Origin of the sequence: Pseudacidovorax intermedius, assembly GCF_001476815.1 — a bacterium.
GTDB lineage: Bacteria > Pseudomonadota > Gammaproteobacteria > Burkholderiales > Burkholderiaceae_C > Xenophilus > Xenophilus intermedius_A.
The window spans coordinates 1-20208 of record NZ_LDSL01000052.1 but is presented as its reverse complement, the minus strand read 5'-3'; the positions used below and the strand labels follow the sequence as shown (position 1 = coordinate 20208).

The 20208-nt window shown below is 67.6% G+C and carries 19 protein-coding genes; 18 read left to right on the top strand and 1 reads right to left on the bottom strand.

The window, feature by feature from the left end; all coding sequences use genetic code 11:
• Positions 1 to 3 precede the first annotated feature (3 nt).
• From nuoI to NS331_RS08580, 9 genes are read left to right on the top strand one after another with little or no spacing between them, the layout of a single operon-like run.
• Positions 4 to 513 carry an NADH-quinone oxidoreductase subunit NuoI gene (nuoI, locus tag NS331_RS08620; protein ID WP_058641599.1) on the top strand — a complete coding sequence of 170 codons (510 nt, stop codon included), beginning with the start codon at positions 4 to 6 and terminating at the stop codon, positions 511 to 513.
• Positions 514 to 538: 25 nt separating this feature from the next.
• Entirely contained in the window at positions 539 to 1180 is a 642-nt protein-coding gene (locus NS331_RS08615; protein ID WP_058641598.1) for an NADH-quinone oxidoreductase subunit J, read from the top strand.
• Positions 1180 to 1488, top strand: coding sequence for an NADH-quinone oxidoreductase subunit NuoK (gene nuoK / locus NS331_RS08610; protein WP_058641597.1), 309 nt, complete (start codon positions 1180 to 1182; stop codon positions 1486 to 1488). Before NS331_RS08615 ends, nuoK begins: the two co-directional genes overlap by 1 nt.
• A 2-nt stretch (positions 1489 to 1490) precedes the next feature.
• On the top strand, positions 1491 to 3524 hold the full coding sequence (gene nuoL, locus NS331_RS08605) for an NADH-quinone oxidoreductase subunit L (protein WP_058641596.1): 2034 nt from the start codon (positions 1491 to 1493) through the stop codon (positions 3522 to 3524).
• 22 nt (positions 3525 to 3546) lie between these two features.
• Positions 3547 to 5022 carry an NADH-quinone oxidoreductase subunit M gene (locus NS331_RS08600; protein ID WP_058641595.1) on the top strand — a complete coding sequence of 492 codons (1476 nt, stop codon included), beginning with the start codon at positions 3547 to 3549 and terminating at the stop codon, positions 5020 to 5022.
• Positions 5023 to 5050: 28 nt separating this feature from the next.
• A complete protein-coding gene (nuoN, locus tag NS331_RS08595) occupies positions 5051 to 6538 on the top strand; it encodes an NADH-quinone oxidoreductase subunit NuoN (RefSeq protein WP_058641594.1) in 1488 nt (495 codons plus the stop codon).
• Positions 6539 to 6545: 7 nt separating this feature from the next.
• The gene (locus tag NS331_RS08590) at positions 6546 to 6866 is read left to right on the top strand and encodes a DUF2818 family protein (protein WP_058641593.1); all 321 of its coding nucleotides are present in this window, start codon (positions 6546 to 6548) and stop codon (positions 6864 to 6866) included.
• The gene (locus NS331_RS08585; RefSeq protein ID WP_058641592.1) at positions 6863 to 7456 is read left to right on the top strand and encodes an NUDIX domain-containing protein; all 594 of its coding nucleotides are present in this window, start codon (positions 6863 to 6865) and stop codon (positions 7454 to 7456) included. Before NS331_RS08590 ends, NS331_RS08585 begins: the two co-directional genes overlap by 4 nt.
• Positions 7453 to 7908 carry a DUF1178 family protein gene (locus NS331_RS08580; protein WP_058641591.1) on the top strand — a complete coding sequence of 152 codons (456 nt, stop codon included), beginning with the start codon at positions 7453 to 7455 and terminating at the stop codon, positions 7906 to 7908. The genes NS331_RS08585 and NS331_RS08580 overlap by 4 nt, the downstream gene beginning before the upstream one ends.
• A gap of 120 nt (positions 7909 to 8028) precedes the next feature.
• Here the strand turns inward: NS331_RS08580 and NS331_RS08575 are convergent, their stop codons facing one another.
• Positions 8029 to 9912 (bottom strand): ABC transporter transmembrane domain-containing protein, encoded by a 1884-nt coding sequence (locus NS331_RS08575; protein WP_082702343.1) that lies wholly within the window; start codon positions 9910 to 9912, stop codon positions 8029 to 8031.
• Between NS331_RS08575 and NS331_RS08570 the strand changes: the two genes are divergently transcribed.
• From NS331_RS08570 to NS331_RS08530, 9 genes are all read left to right on the top strand, one after another.
• Entirely contained in the window at positions 9911 to 10456 is a 546-nt protein-coding gene (locus NS331_RS08570; protein ID WP_058641590.1) for a MarR family winged helix-turn-helix transcriptional regulator, read from the top strand. The genes NS331_RS08575 and NS331_RS08570 overlap by 2 nt on opposite strands.
• Complete coding sequence (locus tag NS331_RS08565; protein ID WP_058641589.1) at positions 10453 to 11949, top strand: efflux transporter outer membrane subunit; 1497 nt, start codon at positions 10453 to 10455, stop codon at positions 11947 to 11949. The genes NS331_RS08570 and NS331_RS08565 overlap by 4 nt, the downstream gene beginning before the upstream one ends.
• Before the next feature lie 35 nt (positions 11950 to 11984).
• Positions 11985 to 13352: an HlyD family secretion protein gene (locus NS331_RS08560; RefSeq protein WP_058641588.1), complete on the top strand. Its 1368-nt coding sequence runs from the start codon at positions 11985 to 11987 to the stop codon at positions 13350 to 13352.
• Between the two features lie 18 nt (positions 13353 to 13370).
• Positions 13371 to 14939, top strand: coding sequence for a DHA2 family efflux MFS transporter permease subunit (locus NS331_RS08555; protein WP_058641587.1), 1569 nt, complete (start codon positions 13371 to 13373; stop codon positions 14937 to 14939).
• 298 nt (positions 14940 to 15237) lie between these two features.
• Positions 15238 to 16008, top strand: coding sequence for an ABC transporter ATP-binding protein (locus tag NS331_RS08550; protein ID WP_058641586.1), 771 nt, complete (start codon positions 15238 to 15240; stop codon positions 16006 to 16008).
• Positions 16008 to 16718, top strand: coding sequence for an ABC transporter ATP-binding protein (locus NS331_RS08545; protein WP_058641585.1), 711 nt, complete (start codon positions 16008 to 16010; stop codon positions 16716 to 16718). Before NS331_RS08550 ends, NS331_RS08545 begins: the two co-directional genes overlap by 1 nt.
• Positions 16719 to 16760: 42 nt before the next feature.
• A complete protein-coding gene (locus NS331_RS08540; RefSeq protein ID WP_058641584.1) occupies positions 16761 to 17954 on the top strand; it encodes an ABC transporter substrate-binding protein in 1194 nt (397 codons plus the stop codon).
• Positions 17955 to 18055: 101 nt separating this feature from the next.
• Complete coding sequence (locus tag NS331_RS08535) at positions 18056 to 18931, top strand: branched-chain amino acid ABC transporter permease (RefSeq protein WP_058641583.1); 876 nt, start codon at positions 18056 to 18058, stop codon at positions 18929 to 18931.
• The gene (locus NS331_RS08530; RefSeq protein ID WP_440589375.1) at positions 18928 to 19926 is read left to right on the top strand and encodes a branched-chain amino acid ABC transporter permease; all 999 of its coding nucleotides are present in this window, start codon (positions 18928 to 18930) and stop codon (positions 19924 to 19926) included. Before NS331_RS08535 ends, NS331_RS08530 begins: the two co-directional genes overlap by 4 nt.
• The last annotated feature ends 282 nt before the right edge of the window (positions 19927 to 20208 follow it).

The window sequence follows — 20208 nt, the reverse complement described above, 5'->3', positions numbered from 1 at the left end:
CGAATGACTGCCGTCGCTGCTTCTCCTTTTTCGATCAAGGACTTCTTCAAGAGCTTCATGCTCGTCGAACTGTTCAAGGGCATGGCCCTGACGGGCCGCTATGCGCTGCGCCGCAAGGTGACCGTCCAGTTCCCGGAAGAAAAGACCCCCCTGTCGCCGCGCTTCCGCGGCCTGCACGCCCTGCGCCGCTACGAGAACGGCGAGGAGCGCTGCATCGCCTGCAAGCTCTGCGAAGCCGTGTGCCCCGCCGTGGCCATCACCATCGAGTCGGCCGTGCGCGACGATGGCACCCGCCGCACCACCCGCTACGACATCGACCTGACCAAGTGCATCTTCTGCGGCTTCTGCGAAGAGAGCTGCCCGGTGGATTCGATCGTCGAGACGCACATCCTGGAGTACCACGGCGAAAAGCGCGGTGACCTGTACTTCACCAAGGACATGCTGCTGGCAGTGGGCGACCGCTACGAGCAAGAGATCGCGGCCAGCAAGGCGGCCGACGCCAAGTACCGCTGAACCGGCGAAGCGAAAAGAAAAACCCATGGACGCCAAGACCGGCTTCTTCTACCTGTTCTCGGTCGTGCTGCTGTTCGCAGCCTTCCGGGTCGTGACCGCCCGCAACCCCGTGCATGCGGTGCTGTACCTGATGCTCGCCTTCTCTCAGGCCTCCGCCGTGTGGCTGCTGCTGAAGGCCGAGTTCCTGGCCATCGTCCTTGTGCTGGTGTACCTGGGCGCGGTGATGGTGCTCTTCCTCTTCGTGGTGATGATGCTCGACCTCAACGTCGACCATCTGCGCCAGAATTTCTGGAAGCACTTCCCGCTCGCCGCACTGGTCGGCGTGGTGATCGCACTCGAGATGGCTTACGTGCTGATGGGGGGCTTCCGCCTTCAGACCTCCGCGGCCGACGCCATGGCGGCGACGAATCAGGTCTCCAACACCAAGGCCCTGGGCCTGCTGCTCTACAGCGAATACGTCTACCCGGTGCAGGTTGCCGCCGTGATCCTGGTCGTGGCCATGATCGCCGCCATCGCCCTCACGCTGCGCCGCCGCAAGGACACGCGCTACGTGGACGTGAAGGACCAGATCCACGTCAAGGCCAGCGACCGCCTGAAGGTGGTCAAGGTGGCGCCGACCCAGGCCCCGAAACCCGCCGCGCCGGCCGCGGAAGGGGAGAGTAAGTGATGACATTGACCCTCGGCCACTACCTGTCGCTCGGCGCCATCCTGTTCGCGCTGGCCGTCATCGGCATCTTCCTCAACCGCAAGAACCTCATCGTGCTGCTGATGTGCATCGAACTGATGCTGCTGGCGGTCAACATGAACTTCGTCGCTTTCTCGTCCTACCTTGGCGACATGCACGGACAGATCTTCGTGTTCTTCATCCTCACCGTGGCAGCGGCCGAATCGGCCATCGGCCTGGCATTGCTGGTGCTGCTGTTCCGCAACAAGTCGACCATCAACGTCGATGAACTCGACGCGCTGAAGGGATAACGATGGCCACGACCTTGTCTGCATCCACCCTGCTGGCGGTGCCGCTGGCACCGCTGGTCGGCTGCGTGCTCGCCGGTATCCTCGGCACCCAGTTCGGCGGCAACCGCATCGGCCGCGCCGCCTCGCATACGCTCACCATCCTCGGCGTGCTGATCGCCTTCGTGCTGTCGGCGATGACGCTCTACAGCGTGGCCGTTGACGGCGCGCGCTTCAACGCGACCATCTACGAATGGATGGTGGTGGGCGGCCTGAAGATGGAAGTCGGCTTCATGATCGACAGCCTGACCGCGATGATGATGTGCGTCGTCACCTTCGTGTCGCTGATGGTGCACATCTACACCATTGGCTACATGGAAGAGGACGAAGGCTACAACCGATTCTTCGCCTACATCTCGCTCTTCACCTTCTCCATGCTGATGCTGGTGATGAGCAACAACCTGCTGCAGCTGTTCTTCGGCTGGGAGGCGGTGGGCCTGGTGTCGTACCTGCTGATCGGCTTCTGGTACAACAAGCCGACGGCCATCTTCGCCAACATGAAGGCGTTTCTGGTCAACCGCGTGGGCGACTTCGGCTTCATCCTCGGCATTGGCCTGATCGCTGCCTACACCGGCACGCTTAACTACACCGAGATATTCGCCAAGTCGGGCGAACTGGGCCGCATGGGCTTCCCGGGCACCGACTGGATGCTGATCACGGTGATCTGCATCTGCCTGTTCATCGGTGCGATGGGCAAGAGCGCGCAGTTCCCGCTGCACGTGTGGCTGCCGGACTCGATGGAAGGCCCGACACCCATCTCCGCGCTGATCCACGCCGCCACGATGGTGACCGCCGGCATCTTCATGGTGTCGCGCATGTCGCCGCTGTTCGAGCTGTCGGACACGGCCCTGAACTTCATCCTGGTGATCGGTTCGATCACGGCGCTGTTCATGGGCTTCCTTGGCATCATCCAGAACGACATCAAGCGCGTGGTGGCCTATTCGACGCTGTCGCAGCTGGGCTACATGACCGTGGCGCTGGGCGTGTCGGCCTACCCGGTCGCCGTGTTCCACCTGATGACGCACGCCTTCTTCAAGGCCTTGCTGTTCCTCGGTGCCGGCTCGGTCATCATGGGCATGCACCACAACCAGGACATCCGCTGGATGGGCGGCGTGCGCAAGTACATGCCCATCACCTGGATCACCTTCCTGCTGGCCTCCCTGGCGCTGATCGGCACGCCCTTCTTCTCGGGCTTTTATTCCAAGGACGCCATCATCGAGGCGGTGCATGCCAGCCATCTGCCGGCGGCGGGCTTCGCCTACTTCTCGGTGGTCGCCGGCGTGTTCGTTACGGCCTTCTATTCGTTCCGCCTCTACTTCCTGGTCTTCCACGGCAAGGAGCGCTACGACCAGAACCCGGACGCGCACCATGACGACGCGCATGGCCACGGCCACGACGACCATCACGGCCATGGCCACCATGAGCCGCACGAGTCGCCCAAGGTGGTGACGGTGCCGCTGCTGCTGCTGATGATCCCGTCGGTGGTGATCGGCTTCTTCACGCTGATGCCGATGCTGAACAGCTTCTTCGACGGCGTGATCTTCGTCGACGTGGCGCGCCACCCCGCGATGGCCGAACTGCGCGAGGACATCCACGGCCCGGTCGCCATGGCCCTGCATTCGCTGACCAGCCTGCCGCTGTGGCTGGCGATCGCCGGCGTGGCCCTGTCGTACTACATGTACATGGTCAACCCGGCGCTGCCGGCCGCCATCAAGCGTGCCTGCATGCCCATCTACAACCTGCTCGAGAACAAGTACTACCTCGACTGGATCAACGAGAACATCCTGGCCCGTGGCGCCCGTGCGCTGGGCACCGGCCTCTGGAAGGGCGGCGACCAGGCCGTCATCGATGGCGCGCTGGTCAACGGCTCCTGGAAGCTGGTGGGCCGCATCTCGGCGGCCATCCGCTGGATCCAGTCGGGCTACATCTATCACTACGCCTTCGCCATGCTGCTGGGGGTGTTCCTTCTCATGACGTACTTCGTCTGGTTCAAGCGCTGACGCGGGCTGGAGAACAAGAAAAATGGGTTTGCTGAGCCTTGCCATCTGGCTGCCGATCGTGATCGGCGCCCTGCTGCTGGCGTTCGGGCGGGACGACCAGGCGCGCTTCGTGCGCTGGGCGGCACTCGTCGGGTCGGTGGGGAGCTTCCTCGTCACCATTCCGGTGTACACGCGTTTCCAGACCGGCACCGCGGCGATGCAGTTCGTCGAGCGCGCGCCCTGGATCGAGCGCTTCAACATCAACTACCACCTGGGTGTCGATGGCCTGTCGATGTGGTTCGTGCTGCTCACGGCCTTCATCACCGTGATCGTCGTGATCTCGGCCTGGGAGGTGATCACCGAGCGCGTCAACCAGTACATGGGCGCGTTCCTGATTCTGTCGGGCCTGATGATCGGCGTCTTCGCCGCGCTCGACGGCATGCTGTTCTACGTGTTCTTCGAGGCCACGCTGATCCCGATGTACCTGATCATCGGTATCTGGGGCGGCCCGAACCGGATCTACGCGGCCTTCAAGTTCTTCCTGTACACGCTGCTCGGTTCGCTGCTGATGCTGGTGGCGCTGGTGTACCTGTACCGCGCCTCGGGCGGCAGCTTCGACATCGCCACCTGGCACCGCACCCCGCTGGGCGCCACCGCGCAGACGCTGATCTTCTTCGCCTTCTTCGCGGCCTTCGCCGTCAAGGTGCCGATGTGGCCGGTGCACACCTGGCTGCCCGACGTGCACGTCGAGGCGCCCACCGGCGGCTCCGCCGTGCTGGCCGCCATCATGCTGAAGCTGGGTGCCTACGGTTTCCTGCGCTTCTCCATGCCGATCGCCCCCGACGCCGCCCGCGAGTGGGCCTGGCTGATGATCGCGCTGTCGATCGTGGCCGTGATCTACGTCGGCCTGGTGGCGATGGTCCAGCGCGACATGAAGAAGCTGGTGGCCTATTCTTCGGTGGCCCACATGGGCTTCGTGACGCTGGGCTTCTTCATCTTCAACCCGCTCGGTGTGGCCGGCGGCATCGTGCAGATGATCGCCCACGGCTTCGTGTCGGGTGCGATGTTCCTGTCCATCGGCGTGCTGTACGACCGCATGCATTCGCGCCAGATCGCCGACTACGGCGGCGTGGTCAACGTCATGCCCAAGTTCTCGGCCTTCGCGCTGCTGTTCGCCATGGCCAACTGCGGCCTGCCCGCGACCGCCGGCTTCGTGGGCGAGTGGATGGTGATCCTGGGCGCTGTGAAGGCCAACTTCTGGATCGGCCTGATGGCCGCCACCGCCCTGATCTTCGGCGCCGCCTACACCCTGTGGATGTACAAGCGCGTGTACCTGGGCCCCATCGGCAATGACCACGTGAAGGAACTGACGGACATCAACGGCCGCGAGTTCTTCATGCTCGCCGTGCTGGCCGTGGCCGTGCTCTGGATGGGCCTGGACCCCAAGCCCTTCACCGACGTGATGAACGCTTCCGTGGCCGAGCTGCTGCGCCACGTGGCCGCCTCCAAGCTGCCCTGACCAGAGTCCACGCAGACAAGAGAACAAGATGATCGACAAACTCAGTTGGGTGGCCATCTACCCCGAGATCCTGCTGCTGGTGATGGCCTGCGTCATCACGCTGTTCGACCTGCGGGTCCGCAGCACGCACCGCACCGCCACCCATGTGCTCACGCTGCTGACGCTGGCCGCCACGGCCCTGCTCACCGGCATGAACGCGGCCAATGGCCAGACCTTCCACGGCTTCGGCGGCATGGTGGTCAGCGATCCCATGGGCAACTGGCTCAAGTGCTTCTCGGCCGTGGCGCTGATGGTCACGCTGGTTTACGGCCGTCCCTATGCGGCCGACCGCCAGATGCTGCGCGGCGGCGAGATGTTCACGCTCAGCCTGTTCTCGCTGCTGGGCATGTTCGTGATGATCTCGGGCAGCAACTTCCTGATGATCTACCTGGGCCTGGAACTGCTGACGCTGTCCAGCTACGCCCTGGTGGCCCTGCGCCGCGACCACGCCACCGCCAGCGAAGCCGCCATGAAGTACTTCGTGCTCGGCGCCATGGCCAGCGGCTTCCTGCTCTACGGCATGTCGATGATGTACGGCGCCACCGGCTCGCTGGACGTCAACGAGGTCTTCAAGAGCATCGCCAGCAGCAAGGTGAACCACCAGGTGCTGGTTTTCGGACTCGTTTTCATCGTGGCCGGGCTGGCGTTCAAGCTGGGCGCCGCGCCGTTCCACATGTGGCTGCCTGACGTCTACCACGGCGCCCCCACGGCCGTGACGCTGCTGATCGGCGCCGCGCCCGAACTGGCCGCCTTCGCCATCGTCATCCGCCTGCTGGTGGAAGGCATGTTGCCGCTGGCCTTTGACTGGCAGCAGATGCTGGCCGTGCTGGCCGTGGCGTCGCTGCTGGTGGGCAACCTGGCCGCCGTGGCGCAGACCAACCTCAAGCGCATGCTGGCCTACTCGACCATCGCGCAGATGGGTTTCGTGCTGCTCGGCCTGGTGGCCGGCGTGGTGGACGGCAACACGCTCAACGCCCAGTACGCCTACAGCGCCTCGATGTTCTACATCGTGACCTATGTGCTGACCACGCTGGCGAGCTTCGGCATCATCCTGCTGCTGGCCCGGGAGGGCTTCGAGAGCGAGGAGATTTCCGACCTCGCCGGCCTCAACCAGCGCAGCCCGCTGTATGCCGGCGTGATGGCCATCGCCATGTTCTCGCTGGCCGGCATTCCGCCGCTGGTCGGCTTCTATGCCAAGCTGGCGGTGCTGCAGGCGCTGCTGGCCTCGGGCCAGGGCTTCTACATCGGCCTGGCGGTGTTCGCCGTGCTGATGTCGCTGATCGGTGCCTTCTACTACCTGCGCGTCGTGAAGGTGATGTACTTCGACGCCCCGCTGACCGTGACGACCGTGGCCGCGCCGCGCGACGTGCGCGCAGTGCTGTCGATCAACGGCGCGCTGATCCTGATCCTCGGCATCCTGCCCGGCGGCCTGATGACGCTCTGCGCCCAGGCCATCGTGGCCACGCTGGGCAACTGATCGCAGCGTGGACAGCGGCGTCGCATCGGCCTGGGTGGTGCTGGGTGTCGCGCTGGTCTTGGCCAACCTGCCCTTCGTCAACGAGCGGTTGCTCGCCGTGCTGCCCTGGCGCACGGCGTTCAAGCCGCTCGCTTTGCGTCTGGCCGAACTGCTGCTGTGCTACCTGGTCGCCGGGGGCGTCGGACGTCTCTTCGAGGCACGCCAGGGCATGGTGGCGGCGCAGGGCTGGGAGTTCTATGCCGTGACCGGCGCCTTCTTCGTCGTGCTGGCCTTCCCTGGCTTCGTCTGGCGCTACCTCCTCAAGCGAAAGAAGGGCACTGACTCGTGACTGCAGACATCTCCCATCTGGAAGAAAAGAAGGTCGCTTCGGAGCTGCTGTTCCAGGGCCGCTTCCTGCGCGCACTGCGCGACACGGTCGCGCTGCCTGATGGCGGTGCCGCGACGCGCGAGTACGTGGTGCACCCCGGTGCCGTGGTGGTGATTCCCTTGCTGGACGATGGCCGCGTGGTGCTGGAGCGGCAGTTCCGCTATCCGGTGGCGTGCGTCATGGTCGAGTTTCCCGCCGGCAAGCTGGACGCGGACGAGGACCCGCTGCTTTGCGGCCAGCGCGAGCTGCTGGAGGAAACCGGCTACCGCGCGCGCGAGTGGGCCCGGGCGGGCGAAATGCACCTGGCCGTGGCCTATTCCACCGAAGTGATCCACATCTACTTCGCACGCGGCCTCGTGGCGGGCGAGCGCCAGCTCGACCAGGGCGAGTTCCTGGACGTGTTCACGGCCACGCCGGACGAGCTGCTGGGCTGGTGCCGCGACGGCACCGTCACCGATGCCAAGACGCTGGCCTGCACGGTCTGGATGCAGAACGTGCTTTCCGGCCACTGGGCGCTGGATTGGCAGTCTGCGGATAATCCCGCGTCATGAAGGTCCTCAATCTGCGTTGCGCCCATGGCCACGGCTTCGAGGGCTGGTTCGGCTCCGAAGCGGAATTCGAACGCCAGCGGGACGGCGGCCAGATCGAATGCCCGCTGTGCGGCGACACCGCCATCGCCAAGGGCCTGAGCGCGCCGCGCCTCAACCTGGGCGCCGGCCGCCGAGAGCCGGCCGAGGCGGCGCCCGCGGCGCCGGTGCCTGTTCCGGCCACGACCGAGTCCATCGAGGCCCGCTGGATGAAGGCGGTGCGCCAGGTGCTGGCCAGCACCGAGGACGTCGGCGAGCGCTTCGCGCAGGAAGCCCGGCGCATGCACAGCGGCGAGATCGAGGAGCGCGGCATTCGTGGCCAGGCGACGCCCCAGGAAGCGATGGCCTTGCTGGAAGAGGGCATCGGCGTGATGCCGCTGCCGCTGCCTGCGGCGCTCAAGGAAACGCTGCAGTAGCAAGGCGGAACGTCGCAACGGCGGCGGGCCGGTGCGCTGTTCAGTAGTCGGCAGCTGTTGAAAAGCCCGCTTCGGCGGGCTTCTTCATGGGCCGACGGATGCAGGGCCGTTCGCCCGTCCTCAGGCCGTGAACTGCAACGCCGCCAGCCTGGCGTACATGCCGCCGCGCGCCAGCAGCTCGGCATGGCTGCCCTGCTCGACGATGGCCCCATGGTCCAGCACGACGATGCGGTCGGCCTTCTGGACCGTGGCCAGGCGGTGGGCGATGACCAGCGTGGTACGGCCCTGCATCGCCGATTCGAGTGCGGCCTGCACCACCCGCTCGCTTTCCGCATCCAGCGCACTGGTGGCTTCGTCGAGCAGCAGTAGCGGCGGGGCCTTGAGGATGGCGCGCGCGATCGAGATGCGCTGCTTCTGCCCCCCCGACAGGCGAACGCCGCGCTCGCCGAGGAAGGTCTGGTAGCCCTCGGGCAAGGCACTCAGGAAGCCGTCGGCATGGGCCAGGCGCGCGGCCTGGCGCACCTCGTCCTCGGTCGCATCGGGGCGGCCGTACCGGATGTTCTCGAGTGCGCTGGTGGAGAAGATCACCGCCTCCTGCGGCACCAGGCCGATGCGGGCGCGCAGGGCCTCCAGCGAGAACTGGCCCAAGGCCTGGCCGTCGAGCCGGAGCAGGCCGGATTGCGGATCGTAGAAGCGCAGCAGCAGCTGGAAGACGGTGCTCTTGCCGGCCCCGCTTTCACCGACGAGGGCGACCGTCTCGCCGGGCGCCACGGCCAGGCTGAAGTCGCGCAGCGCCGGCGTGCCCGGCCGCGAGGGATAGTGGAATTCCACCCGGTCGAACGCGACCGTGGCGCCGGCCGCGGCCGGCGGCGGCTCGACCGGCGTGTCGGGGGACGCGATGGTGCTCGGCGCGTGGAGCAGTTCCATCAACCGCTCGGTGGCCCCGGCGGCGCGCAGCAGATCGCCATAGACCTCGCCCAGCACGGCCAGCGCGCTGGCCAGGATGACCACGTACACCACCGTCTGCCCCATGTGGCCGGGGCTGATCTCGCCGCGCAGCACGGCCTGCGTGCCGGCATACAGGCCCCAGAGCAGGGCGGCCGAGGTGGCGATGATGATGAAGGCCACCAGCACGGCCCGCGCGCCGGTGCGGCGCACCGCGGTGTCGAAGGCGGCCTCGGTGGAGGTGGCAAAGCGCTGGGCCTCCCGCGGCTCGGCGGTGTAGCTCTGCACCACCGGGATGGCGTTGAGCACCTCGGCCGCGATCGCGCTCGCATCCGCCACGCGGTCCTGGCTGGCCCGCGACAGGCGGCGGACCCGCCGGCCGAAGGCCATGGCCGGCAGCACCACGAGGACGAGGACCAGCAGCACCTGCGCCATCAGCCAGGGATTGGTCCACACCAGCATGGCCAGGGCGCCCACGCCCATCACGGCATTGCGCAGGCCCATGCTGAGCGAGGAGCCGACCACCGTCTGCACCAGCGTCGTGTCGCCGGTCAGGCGCGACAGCACTTCGCCGGTCTGGGTGGTCTCGAAGAACTGGGGGCTTTGCCGCAACACGCGCGCATAGACGGCGGTGCGCACGTCGGCCGTGATGCGCTCGCCCAGCCAGCTCACGGTGTAGAAGCGCGCCGCGGAGAAGAGGCCGAGCGCGATGGCCACGCCGAAGAGGGCGACGAAATGCGAGCGCAGCGCCATGACCTGGTCGCCCGGTGCCTTGGGTGCGAGGCCGGCGTCGATCAGCTGGCGCAGCGCCACCGGGAACACCAGCGTGGTCACCGCGGCCATGACGAGGAACAGCCCGGCCAGGGCGATCTGAAGCCGATAAGGCCTCAGAAAAGGGGCCAGGCCGGCAAGCGATCGGGGGGAGGTTTTGGCGTTCTTCACGGGAAGGCAGGAGGCGGCGCCGAAGCGGCGCGGCAAAACGGCGGGGATTCTAGCCAGCCATTGCCGGACCAAACTCAGCCTTGACAGTATTTGTCGCGGCAAATAATATTCGCCCATGTCCAAATCCGAGACAAACGCTGCCGGGACATCGTCCGGCCCGCCGCCTGCCGACTTCTATAAGCCGGAAACCTACACCGCCGAGGAAAGCCTCGGCTACACGATGAAGCGCATCCTGGCCTGCGTGTCGCAGGCGGTGGAAGGCGAACTGGTGGAGCCCGGCGGCCCGACCTATCCACAGTGGGTGCCGCTGCACAAGCTGCACGCGAGCAGCGCGCGCACCGTGGCCGAACTGGCGCGCGAGTGCCAGCTCGACACCGGCGCGATGACGCGCCTGCTCGACCGGCTGGAGGCCAAGGACCTGGTGCGCCGTGTGCGTTCGCAGGAAGACCGCCGCGTGGTCAACCTGGAACTCACGCCCGAGGGCATGAGCGCCGCGCAAAAGGTGCCCGCCGTGCTGTCCCGCATCCACAACGAGGTGCTGGCCGGCTTCTCCGAAGCCGAATGGAAGCAGCTCAAGAGCTATCTGCAACGAATCCTGGAAAACGCCCAGAGAAAGCAGGCCGCGTGCAGCCGCGCGGCCGGGCAAGGAGTCTCCCGATGACCGTGTGTTCTTTCGAGCGCCGCGTGCGCCGGCCGGCCGCCTGGGCTGCCGGCCTGGTCGTGGCACTGCTGGCGGCTGGCTGTGCCGACACGGCTGGCATCGCCTCCCATGCGCGCATGCGCGACGCCACCGCCGCCGGCGTGCCGGCGGCCGCCCCGGGGCCGGCGCCCGAGTTCGCCCAGGTCGATGCGCGCTGGTGGCAGGCCTTCGGCGACGCGCAGCTCGACCGGCTGGTCGACCAGGCCCTGGCCAGCAGCCCCAACCTGCAGGTGGCCCAGGCCCGCGTCGCGCGCGCCCTGGCCGCGGCCGGCGGTGCCGAGGCGGCCGGCCGGCCGCAACTGAGCGGCGACGCCCAGCTGCTGCGCCAGCGCTACAGCGAGAACTACATCTACGGCGCCTTGGGTGGCACCGTGCAGGAAAACGGCACGCTGCAGCTCAACGGCAGCTGGGAGCTCGATTTCTTCGGCCGCAACCGCAGCGCCATCCAGGCCGCCGTGGGCGCCGCCAGGGCGGCGGAGGCCGACGTGCAGGCCGCCCGCATCCTGCTGGCCACCAACGTCGCGCGCAGCTACGTGCAGTGGGCGCGCCTCGAGGCGCAGCGCGACGTGGCCCGCCGCACCCTGGCCCAGCGCGACGAGACGCTGCGCCTGGTGCGCGACCGCGTCTCCGCCGGCCTCGACACGCAGCTGGAGCAGCGCCAGAGCGAAGGCGGCCTGCCCGAGGCGCGCCAGCAGATCGAGGCGCTGGGCGAGCAGATCGACAACGCCCGGCATGCGCTCGACGCGCTGGTCGGCGTGCCGAACGCGACGGCGCAGCTGACGCCGCCGGCGCTCGCGGCGCTCAGGCCGGTGCCGCTGGCCGCGCAGATCCCGGCCGACCTGCTGGCCCGCCGGCCCGACGTCGTCGCCGCGCGCTGGCGCGTGGAAGCCGCCGCCAGCGACGAGGCCAATGCCCGCACCCAGTTCTATCCCAATATCAACCTCACGGCCTTCGCCGGCACCCAGGCCATCGGCTTCGACCGGCTGCTCAAGTCCGGCAGCCTGCAGTGGGGCGTGGGCCCGGCGCTGCACCTGCCGATCTTCGAGGGCGGTCGCCTGCGGGCCAACCTGGGGGCCAAGGCTGCCGACCACGACGCGGCCATCGAAAGCTACAACGCCGCCGTGCTCGACGCGGTGCGCGAAGTGGCCGACCAGGTGACCAGCAGCCGTTCCATCGGGCGGCAGCAGCGCGAGCAGCAGGCGGCGCAGGAGGCCGCCGAGGGCGCCTACCAGATCGCCGTGCAGCGCTACCAGGCCGGCCTGGGCAACTACCTCAACGTGCTCACGGCCGAAACCGCCGTGCTGGCCCAGCGCCGCCAGGCGGTGGACCTGGCCGCACGCGCCCTCGACACCCAGGCCGCGCTCGCCCGCGCGCTGGGCGGGGGCTGGGCCGGCGAGCCGGCCCCGGCGGCGCAGACGGCCGCCCTTCAAGAATCCGCCAACGCCGCGCGCTGAACCGCAGCGCCCGTCCGTCCGCAAGGAGCCACACCATGAACGACAACATTGCTTCTTCTCCCGCCACCGCCCCCGCCGCGCCCGAAGGCAAGGCGCCCAACAGCAAGCGCCGCAAGGCGCTGACCGCCATCGCCGCCGTCGTGGTGGTCGGCGGCCTGGGCTGGGCCGCCTACGAATGGCTGGTGGCCAGCCATTACGAATCCACCGACAACGCCTACGTGCAGGGCAACATCATCCAGATCACGCCTCAGGTGGGCGGCACCGTGATGTCCATCGCCGCCGACGACACCGACTACGTCAAGCAGGGCGAGCCGCTGGTGCGGCTCGATCCGGCCGACGTCGAGGTCTCGCTGGCGCAGGCCGAGGCGGCCCTGGGCCAGGCGGTGCGCCAAGCCCGCACGCTGTACGTCAACAACGGTTCGCTGGCCGCGCAGGTGAGCCTGCGCGACGCCGACGTCGTCAAGGCCCGCGCGGACGTGGCCCGCGCGCAGGACGACCTGCAGCGGCGCCGTTCGCTGACCGGCAACGGCGCTGTCTCCAAGGAAGAGCTCAACCATGCCGAGACGGCCCTGGCTGCCGCGCGCAGCAATCAGGCCGCGGCCGAGGCCGCCGTGGCCGCGGCGCGCGAGCAGCTGGCCAGCAACCGCTCGCTGACCGAAGGCACCACCATCGAAGAGCATCCGAGCGTGCGCGCCGCCGCCGCCAAGGTGCGCGAAGCGTGGCTGGCGACGCAGCGCGTGGCCATGCCCGCGCCGGTGGACGGCTACGTGGCCAAGCGCACCGTGCAGCTCGGCCAGCGCGTGGCGCCCGGCGCACCGCTGATGGCCGTCGTGCCGCTCAACCAGCTGTGGGTCGATGCCAACTTCAAGGAAAGCCAGTTGCGCAACCTGCGCATCGACCAGCCCGTGAAGCTGGTGGCGGACGTGTACGGCAAAGACGTGGTCTACCACGGCAAGGTGGCCGGCCTGGGGGTGGGCACCGGTGCGGCCTTCGCGCTGCTGCCGGCGCAGAACGCCACCGGCAACTGGATCAAGGTGGTGCAGCGCGTGCCCGTGCGCATCACGCTGGACCCGGCCGAGCTCAAGGCGCATCCGCTGCGCGTGGGTCTGTCGATGGACGCCGAGGTGGACGTGAGCAACACGGGCGGCCGCATGCTCGCCGATGCGCCGCGGCCCGCCGACTTCGCCTCGACGCAGGTCTACAACGGCCAGGACGACGGCGCGGACGAGGCGGTGCAGCGCATCATCGCCGCCAACCTCGGCAAGCCGGTGGCACCGTCCGCCGCGCCTGCCGCGGGACGGGGCAAGCCCGCGGCGTCCTCGCCGTCGAGCCAGGCGGCCGACGGCGGCGCCCGCCATGCGGCGCTGGCGTCGACGGCGACCGCCGCCGCGCGGCCGCAGTAAGGGCAGGGGACTGCGCCCATGTCTGCCTCCGATCCGAAGGCGGCAGCGGCCGCCATCGCGCCGCTGGAGGGTTCGGCCCGCGTGCTGGGCACCATCGCCCTGTCCGCGGCCACCTTCATGAACGTGCTGGACACGTCCATCGCCAACGTCTCGCTGCCCGCCATCTCGGGCGACCTGGGCGTCAGCCCGACGCAGGGCACCTGGGTCATCACCAGCTTCGGCGTGGCCAATGCCATCGCCGTGCCGCTTACCGGCTTCCTCACCCAGCGCTTCGGCCAGGTGCGGCTGTTCATGGCCAGCGTGCTGCTGTTCGTGCTGAGTTCCTGGCTGTGCGGCATGGCCCCCAACATGACCACGCTGATCGCCTTCCGGGCGCTGCAGGGCTTCGTGGCCGGACCGATGATCCCGCTGTCGCAGACCCTGCTGCTGTCGAGCTATCCGCGGGCCAAGGCCGGGCTGGCGATGGCCATGTGGTCCATCACCACGCTGGTGGCGCCCGTCATGGGCCCGCTGCTGGGCGGCTGGATCACCGACAACATCTCCTGGCCGTGGATCTTCTTCATCAACGTGCCGGTGGGCCTGCTCGCGGCCACGGTGACGTGGAGCATCTACCGCAAGCGCGAGACGGCCACCCGCAAGGTGCCCATCGACGCCATCGGCCTGGGCCTGCTGGTGGCCTGGGTGGGTTCGCTGCAGCTGATGCTGGACAAGGGCAAGGAGCTGGACTGGTTCCATTCCGGCCAGATCGTCGCGCTCGCCGTGGTGGCGGTGGTGGGCTTCGCGCTCTTCCTGGCCTGGGAGCTGACGGAGAAGCATCCGGTGGTGGACCTGTCGCTGTTCCGCCGCCGCAATTTCTGGTCGGGGGCGCTGGCCACGTCGGTGGGCTACGGGCTGTTCTTCGGCAACGTGGTGATCCTGCCGCTGTGGCTGCAGCAGTTCATGGGCTACACGGCCACGTCGGCGGGCATGGTGCTGGCGCCGGTGGGCCTGTTCGCCATCGTGCTGTCGCCCGTGGTGGGGCTGACCGTGGGCCGGGTGGATCCGCGCATCTACGCCACGCTGTCCTTCGTGGTCTTCGCCATCGTGGTGGGGATGCGCGCGCGTTTCACCACGCAGACGGACTTCGAGACCATCATGATCCCGACGCTCATCCAGGGCATCGCCATGGCGTTCTTCTTCATCCCGCTGGTGACGATCACGCTGTCGGGCCTGCCGCCGGACCGCATCCCGGCGGCCTCGGGCCTGTCGAACTTCGCGCGCATCACGGCCGGTGCCATGGGCACGTCGATCTCCACCACGCTGTGGGAGAACCGCGCCGCCCTGCACCATGCGCAGCTGGCCGAGGCGGTGAACCCGGCCAGCCCGGCGGCCAATGCGACGCTGTCGATGTTCGGCAGCGCGGGCTTCAGCCCCGAGCAGGCGCTGGCGCAGATCAACCGGCTGGCCGACCAGCAGTCCTTCATGCTGGCCACGGCCGACCTGTTCTATGCCTCGGCCGTGCTCTTCGTGCTGCTGATCCCGATCATCTGGATCGCCAAGCCCGCCAAGGGGGGCGCCGGCAGCGACGCTGCGGCCGGCGCGCACTGACCGACGGCGGCGGTCCACGGACCGCATCGACGCGCGGCCCGGCGTCGCGCAACGCCCGCTGCCCTCGCCGGCAGCGGGCGTTTTTTCATGGGCGCCTGCCGCGCCATCCGGCGGGCGAGGCCGCCCGTCGCATTGCACCGCAGCATCCGCATTTGCCCCAGTAGCGGCAGGGGAGGGCGATGCCAACAATGCCCCCCAACGCCCGAGGTCCACAAGGCATCGCGGGGCACAGTCAGGCACGACAACGACGGAGACGCATGACCCCCAGCACCGGTGCGCAGCGGCAGGAGGCCGGACGATGAGCGACATCATCCTCGAGACACGCCAGCTCACGAAGGAGTTCAAGGGCTTCACCGCCGTCAGCCGGGTCGACCTGCAGGTGCAGCGCGGGGCCATCCACGCGCTGATCGGGCCGAACGGCGCAGGCAAGACGACCTGCTTCAACCTGCTCACCAAGTTCCTGGAGCCCACCTCCGGCACCATCCTCTTCAACGGCATCGACATCACGCGCGAGCGCCCGGCGCAGATCGCGCGGCGCGGCATCATCCGCTCCTTCCAGATCTCGGCCGTGTTCCCGCACCTGAGCGTGCTGGAGAACGTGCGGCTGGCGCTGCAGCGTGCGCTGGGCACCTCCTTCCATTTCTGGAAGAGCGACCGCAGCCTGCTGCCCCTCAATGCCCGCGCGCTCGAACTGCTGGCCGAGGTGGGCCTGGACGGCATGGCCGACGACCTGGCCGTCAATCTGCCCTATGGCCGCAAGCGCGCGCTGGAGATCGCCACCACGCTGGCCATGGAGCCCGAGCTGATGCTGCTGGACGAGCCCACGCAGGGCATGGGCCACGAGGACGTGCACCGCGTAGCGGAGCTGATCAAGCGGGTCTCCGCGGGGCGCACCATCCTCATGGTGGAGCACAACATGAGCGTGGTCTCCACCATCGCCGACACCATCACCGTGCTGCAGCGCGGCGCCGTGCTGGCCGAAGGGCCTTATGCGCAGGTCTCCCGCAATCCGCAGGTCATGGAGGCCTACATGGGCACCACCGACGGCCAGCTGCAGGGCGCCCACTGATGGCCGCGCCCGCACTGCAGATCGAGGGGCTGCACGCCTGGTACGGCGAATCGCACGTGCTGCATGGCGTGGACCTCCAGGTGAACCACGGCGAGGTGGTGACGCTGCTCGGGCGCAACGGCGCCGGCCGCACCTCCACCCTGCGCGCCATCATGGGCCTGACCGGCAGCCGCAAGGGCAGCATCCGGGTGGATGGCCACGAGACCGTGGGCCTGCCCACCTACCGCATCGCCCACCACGGCATCGGCTACTGCCCCGAAGAGCGCGGCATCTTCGCCAGCCTGTCGGCAGAAGAGAACCTGCTGCTGCCGCCGGTGCTCAAGGGCGGCGGACAGGGCATGTCGGTCGACGAGATCTATGCCATGTTCCCCAACCTGGCCGAGCGACGCCATAGCCAGGGCACGCGCCTGTCCGGCGGCGAGCAGCAGATGCTGGCCGTGGCGCGCATCCTGCGCACCGGCGCGCGGCTGCTGCTGCTCGACGAAATTTCAGAAGGACTGGCGCCGGTGATCGTCCAGGCCCTGGCCCGCATGATCGTCACGCTGCGCGCAAAGGGCTACACCGTGCTCATGGTCGAGCAGAACTTCCGCTTCGCCGCGCCGCTGGCCGACCGCTTCTATGTCATGGAGCATGGCCGCGTGGTCGAGTCCTTCGGCGCCGCCGAACTCGACGCCAAGATGCCGGTGCTCGGCGAATTGCTGGGCGTCTGAGTCCCTCGCGTCCTTCCGCTTTCATCCCAGGAGACAACACCCATGAAGACCTCCCTCACCTGCCTGGCTTCCGCCGTGCTGGCCCTGTGCGCCGCTTCTCCCGCCCTGGCGCAGGAGAAGGTCAAGATCGGCCTCATCACCGACATGTCGAGCCTGTACTCCGACGTGGAAGGCAAGGGCGGCGCCACCGCCATCCAGATGGCCATCGACGACTTCGGCGGCAAGGCTCTCGGCCAGCCCATCGAGCTGCTGACGGCCGACCACCAGAACAAGGCCGACATCGCCGCCTCCAAGGCGCGCGAGTGGATCGACACGGCCGGCGTGACGATGGTCTTCGGCGGCACCAACTCGGGCACGGCCCTGGCCACCGCCAAGGTGGCGGCCGAGAAGAAGCGGGTGTACTTCAACAACGGCGCGGCCACCTCGGCGCTGACCAACGAACAGTGCACGCCCTACACCGTCCACTATGCGTACGACACCGTGGCGCTCGCCAAGGGCACCGGCGCGGCGGTGGTCGACCAGGGCGGCAAGAGCTGGTTCTTCCTGACGGCCGACTATGCCTTCGGCCACGCGCTGGAGGCCGACACCACCAAGGTCATCAAGGAGAAGGGCGGCACGGTCGTGGGCTCGGTACGCACGCCGCTGAACGCCAGCGACTTCTCGTCCTTCCTGCTCCAGGCGCAGAACTCCAAGGCCCAGATCCTGGGCCTGGCCAATGCCGGCGGCGACACCATCAACTCGATCAAGGCGGCCAAGGAGTTCGGCATCGACAAGACGATGAAGACGGCTGGCCTGCTGGTCTTCCTGTCCGACATCCACAGCCTGGGCCTGAAGAACACCGAAGGCCTGCTGCACACCACCAGCTGGTACTGGGACATGAACGACGACACGCGCAAGTGGGCCCAGCGCTTCTTCGACAAGACCAAGCGCATGCCCACCGACATCCAGGCGGCCGACTACTCCGCCACCATGACCTACCTCAAGGCGGTGGAAGCCGCCAAGACCACCGATTCCGACAAGGTGATGGAGCAGCTCAAGAAGACGCCGGTGAGCGACTTCTACGGCAAGGGCCAGATCCGCGCCGACGGCCGTTTCGTGCACGACATGTACCTGGTCGAAGCCAAGAAGCCGTCCGAGTCCAAGCGCCCGTGGGACTACCTCAAGGTGGTCAAGACGCTGCCGGGCGAGCAGGTGTTCACCACCAAGGCCGAGAGCAAGTGCGCCCTGTGGAAGTGACGGGCCGGCGGCATCGGGCGCCCCGGGCCGCCCGATGCCGCCGCACCGCGCGCCGGGCCTGACCCCAGGCCTGGTCGACCGAGTACCTTCGCGCCAACGCCATGACCGTCTCCCTTCCCGCCTTGCTGAGCCAGCTGTTGCTGGGCCTGGTCAACGGCTCGTTCTACGCCATCCTGAGCCTGGGGCTGGCCGTGATCTTCGGCCTGCTCAACGTCATCAACTTCGCCCACGGGGCGCTGTTCATGCTGGGCGCCGTGCTCAGCTGGATGGCGATGAACTACTTCGGCATCGGCTACTGGTGGATGCTGATCCTGGCGCCGCTCATCGTGGGCCTGCTGGGTGTGCTCATCGAGCGGCTGCTGCTGCGCTGGATCTACAAGCTGGACCACCTGTACGGGCTGCTGCTGACGCTTGGCCTCACGCTGCTCGTGGAAGGTGTATTCCGCTCCTTCTATGGCGTGTCGGGCCTGCAGTACGACACGCCCGACCAGCTCACCGGCGCGACCAACCTGGGCTTCATGATCCTGCCCAACTACCGTGCCTGGGTGGTGGTCGCGTCGCTGACCGTCTGTCTGGCCACCTGGTTCGTGATCGAGAAGACGCGCCTGGGTGCGTACCTGCGCGCCGGCACCGAGAACCCGCGGCTGGTCGAGGCCTTCGGCGTCAACGTGCCGCTGATGATCACGCTCACCTATGGTTTCGGCGTCGCCCTGGCCGCCTTCGCCGGCGTGCTTGCCGCGCCGGTGATCCAGGTGACGCCGCTGATGGGGCAGAACCTGATCATCGTGGTGTTCGCCGTGGTGGTGATCGGCGGCATGGGCTCCATCATGGGCGCCATCCTCACCGGGCTGGGCCTGGGCGTCGTCGAGGGCCTGACCAAGGTGTTCTATCCGGAGGCGTCCTCCACGGTGGTGTTCGTCATCATGGTGGTGGTGTTGCTGCTGCGGCCCGCTGGGCTGTTCGGCAAGGAAAAATGAGCGAGGCTGCGCGAGCGATGATGTCCAGATCCACCTTGGGCTACGGCCTGCTCTTCGTGGCATTGCTTGCAGCGCCCTGGCTGGGCGCCTACCCGGTCTTCGTGATGAAGCTGATGTGCTTCGCACTCTTTGCCGCGGCCTTCAACCTGCTGCTGGGCTACACCGGGCTCCTGTCCTTCGGCCACGCGGCTTTCCTCGGCGGCGCCGCCTATGTGGCGGGCCATGCCATCAAGGTCTGGGGCGTGACGCCGGAACTCGGTCTGCTGCTGGGCACGGCCGTGGGCGCTGGCCTGGGCTGGGTTTTCGGGCTGCTGGCCATCCGTCGCCAAGGCATCTACTTCGCCATGATCACGCTGGCACTGGCCCAGATGGTCTACTTCCTGGCGCTGCAGGCGCCGTTCACCGGTGGCGAAGACGGCCTGCAGGGCGTGCCGCGCGGCCGCCTGTTCGGCATGCTGGACCTCGGCAGCGACCTGACCATGTATTACGTCGCCCTGGTGATCGTCGCGCTCGCCTTCGCGCTCATCGTCCGCACGGTCCATTCGCCGTTCGGCCAGCTGCTCAAGGGCATCAAGGAGAACGAAGCGCGTGCGCTCTCCCTGGGTTACGACGTCGGTCGGGTGAAACTGGTCGCCTTCGTGATCTCCGCGGCGCTGGCCGGACTGGCCGGCGCGCTCAAGACGCTGGTACTGGGCTTCGCCACGCTGACCGACGTGCATTGGTCCTCATCGGGCTCGGTGATTCTCATGACGCTGCTCGGCGGACTCGGAACCCTCTCTGGACCGTTGGTGGGCGCAGCCGTCGTTGTGGCGCTCGAAAACAAGATTGGCGAACTGGGCAATGGGCTAGCGGCCATGACCCGCATCGACTGGTTCAACACCCTGGGCGAATCGGTGACCATCGTCACTGGCCTGATCTTCATGATCTGCGTGCTGGCGTTCCGACGGGGCATCATGGGCGAGGTGATTGCGTTCTGGCAGCGCAGGCGTAAGTAGCGCCCATTGGCTGTCAATGCCGGAATCCAACCCGCGACTTGTACGCCAAGCTCGGCGGTTCGCTCTATTGCAGGGCAGAGCCCAAACGTCCTCTCCAGCTTGATAAGTGCGGCGTGCGCAACTTTTTTGCCGCGGCACTTGCGCCTACAGCGCCCTGTCCCCTATACTGACAGGCTCGCTGCAAGAAACGCTGTGTTTGTGGATCTTGTGGTGGTGATTGGTTGTGGCGGCGGGATGTTTGAAGAAACCTCTTGCAGCTTTCCAAAAAAGCGTGTCATAATC

What these genes read in the sequence shown, in the direction of transcription:
- NS331_RS08565 (WP_058641589.1), top strand. Translation starts at nt 10,453, where the DNA reads ATGACCGTGTGTTCTTTCGAGCGCCGCGTGCGCCGGCCGGCCGCCTGG.
- NS331_RS08530 (WP_440589375.1), top strand. Translation starts at nt 18,928, where the DNA reads ATGAGCGAGGCTGCGCGAGCGATGATGTCCAGATCCACCTTGGGCTAC.
- NS331_RS08600 (WP_058641595.1), top strand. Translation starts at nt 3,547, where the DNA reads ATGGGTTTGCTGAGCCTTGCCATCTGGCTGCCGATCGTGATCGGCGCC.
- NS331_RS08545 (WP_058641585.1), top strand. Translation starts at nt 16,008, where the DNA reads ATGGCCGCGCCCGCACTGCAGATCGAGGGGCTGCACGCCTGGTACGGC.
- NS331_RS08560 (WP_058641588.1), top strand. Translation starts at nt 11,985, where the DNA reads ATGAACGACAACATTGCTTCTTCTCCCGCCACCGCCCCCGCCGCGCCC.
- NS331_RS08580 (WP_058641591.1), top strand. Translation starts at nt 7,453, where the DNA reads ATGAAGGTCCTCAATCTGCGTTGCGCCCATGGCCACGGCTTCGAGGGC.
- NS331_RS08570 (WP_058641590.1), top strand. Translation starts at nt 9,911, where the DNA reads ATGTCCAAATCCGAGACAAACGCTGCCGGGACATCGTCCGGCCCGCCG.
- NS331_RS08575 (WP_082702343.1), bottom strand. Translation starts at nt 9,912, where the DNA reads ATGGGCGAATATTATTTGCCGCGACAAATACTGTCAAGGCTGAGTTTG.
- nuoI (WP_058641599.1), top strand. Translation starts at nt 4, where the DNA reads ATGACTGCCGTCGCTGCTTCTCCTTTTTCGATCAAGGACTTCTTCAAG.
- NS331_RS08555 (WP_058641587.1), top strand. Translation starts at nt 13,371, where the DNA reads ATGTCTGCCTCCGATCCGAAGGCGGCAGCGGCCGCCATCGCGCCGCTG.
- nuoL (WP_058641596.1), top strand. Translation starts at nt 1,491, where the DNA reads ATGGCCACGACCTTGTCTGCATCCACCCTGCTGGCGGTGCCGCTGGCA.
- NS331_RS08550 (WP_058641586.1), top strand. Translation starts at nt 15,238, where the DNA reads ATGAGCGACATCATCCTCGAGACACGCCAGCTCACGAAGGAGTTCAAG.
- nuoN (WP_058641594.1), top strand. Translation starts at nt 5,051, where the DNA reads ATGATCGACAAACTCAGTTGGGTGGCCATCTACCCCGAGATCCTGCTG.
- NS331_RS08540 (WP_058641584.1), top strand. Translation starts at nt 16,761, where the DNA reads ATGAAGACCTCCCTCACCTGCCTGGCTTCCGCCGTGCTGGCCCTGTGC.
- NS331_RS08615 (WP_058641598.1), top strand. Translation starts at nt 539, where the DNA reads ATGGACGCCAAGACCGGCTTCTTCTACCTGTTCTCGGTCGTGCTGCTG.
- NS331_RS08535 (WP_058641583.1), top strand. Translation starts at nt 18,056, where the DNA reads ATGACCGTCTCCCTTCCCGCCTTGCTGAGCCAGCTGTTGCTGGGCCTG.
- nuoK (WP_058641597.1), top strand. Translation starts at nt 1,180, where the DNA reads ATGACATTGACCCTCGGCCACTACCTGTCGCTCGGCGCCATCCTGTTC.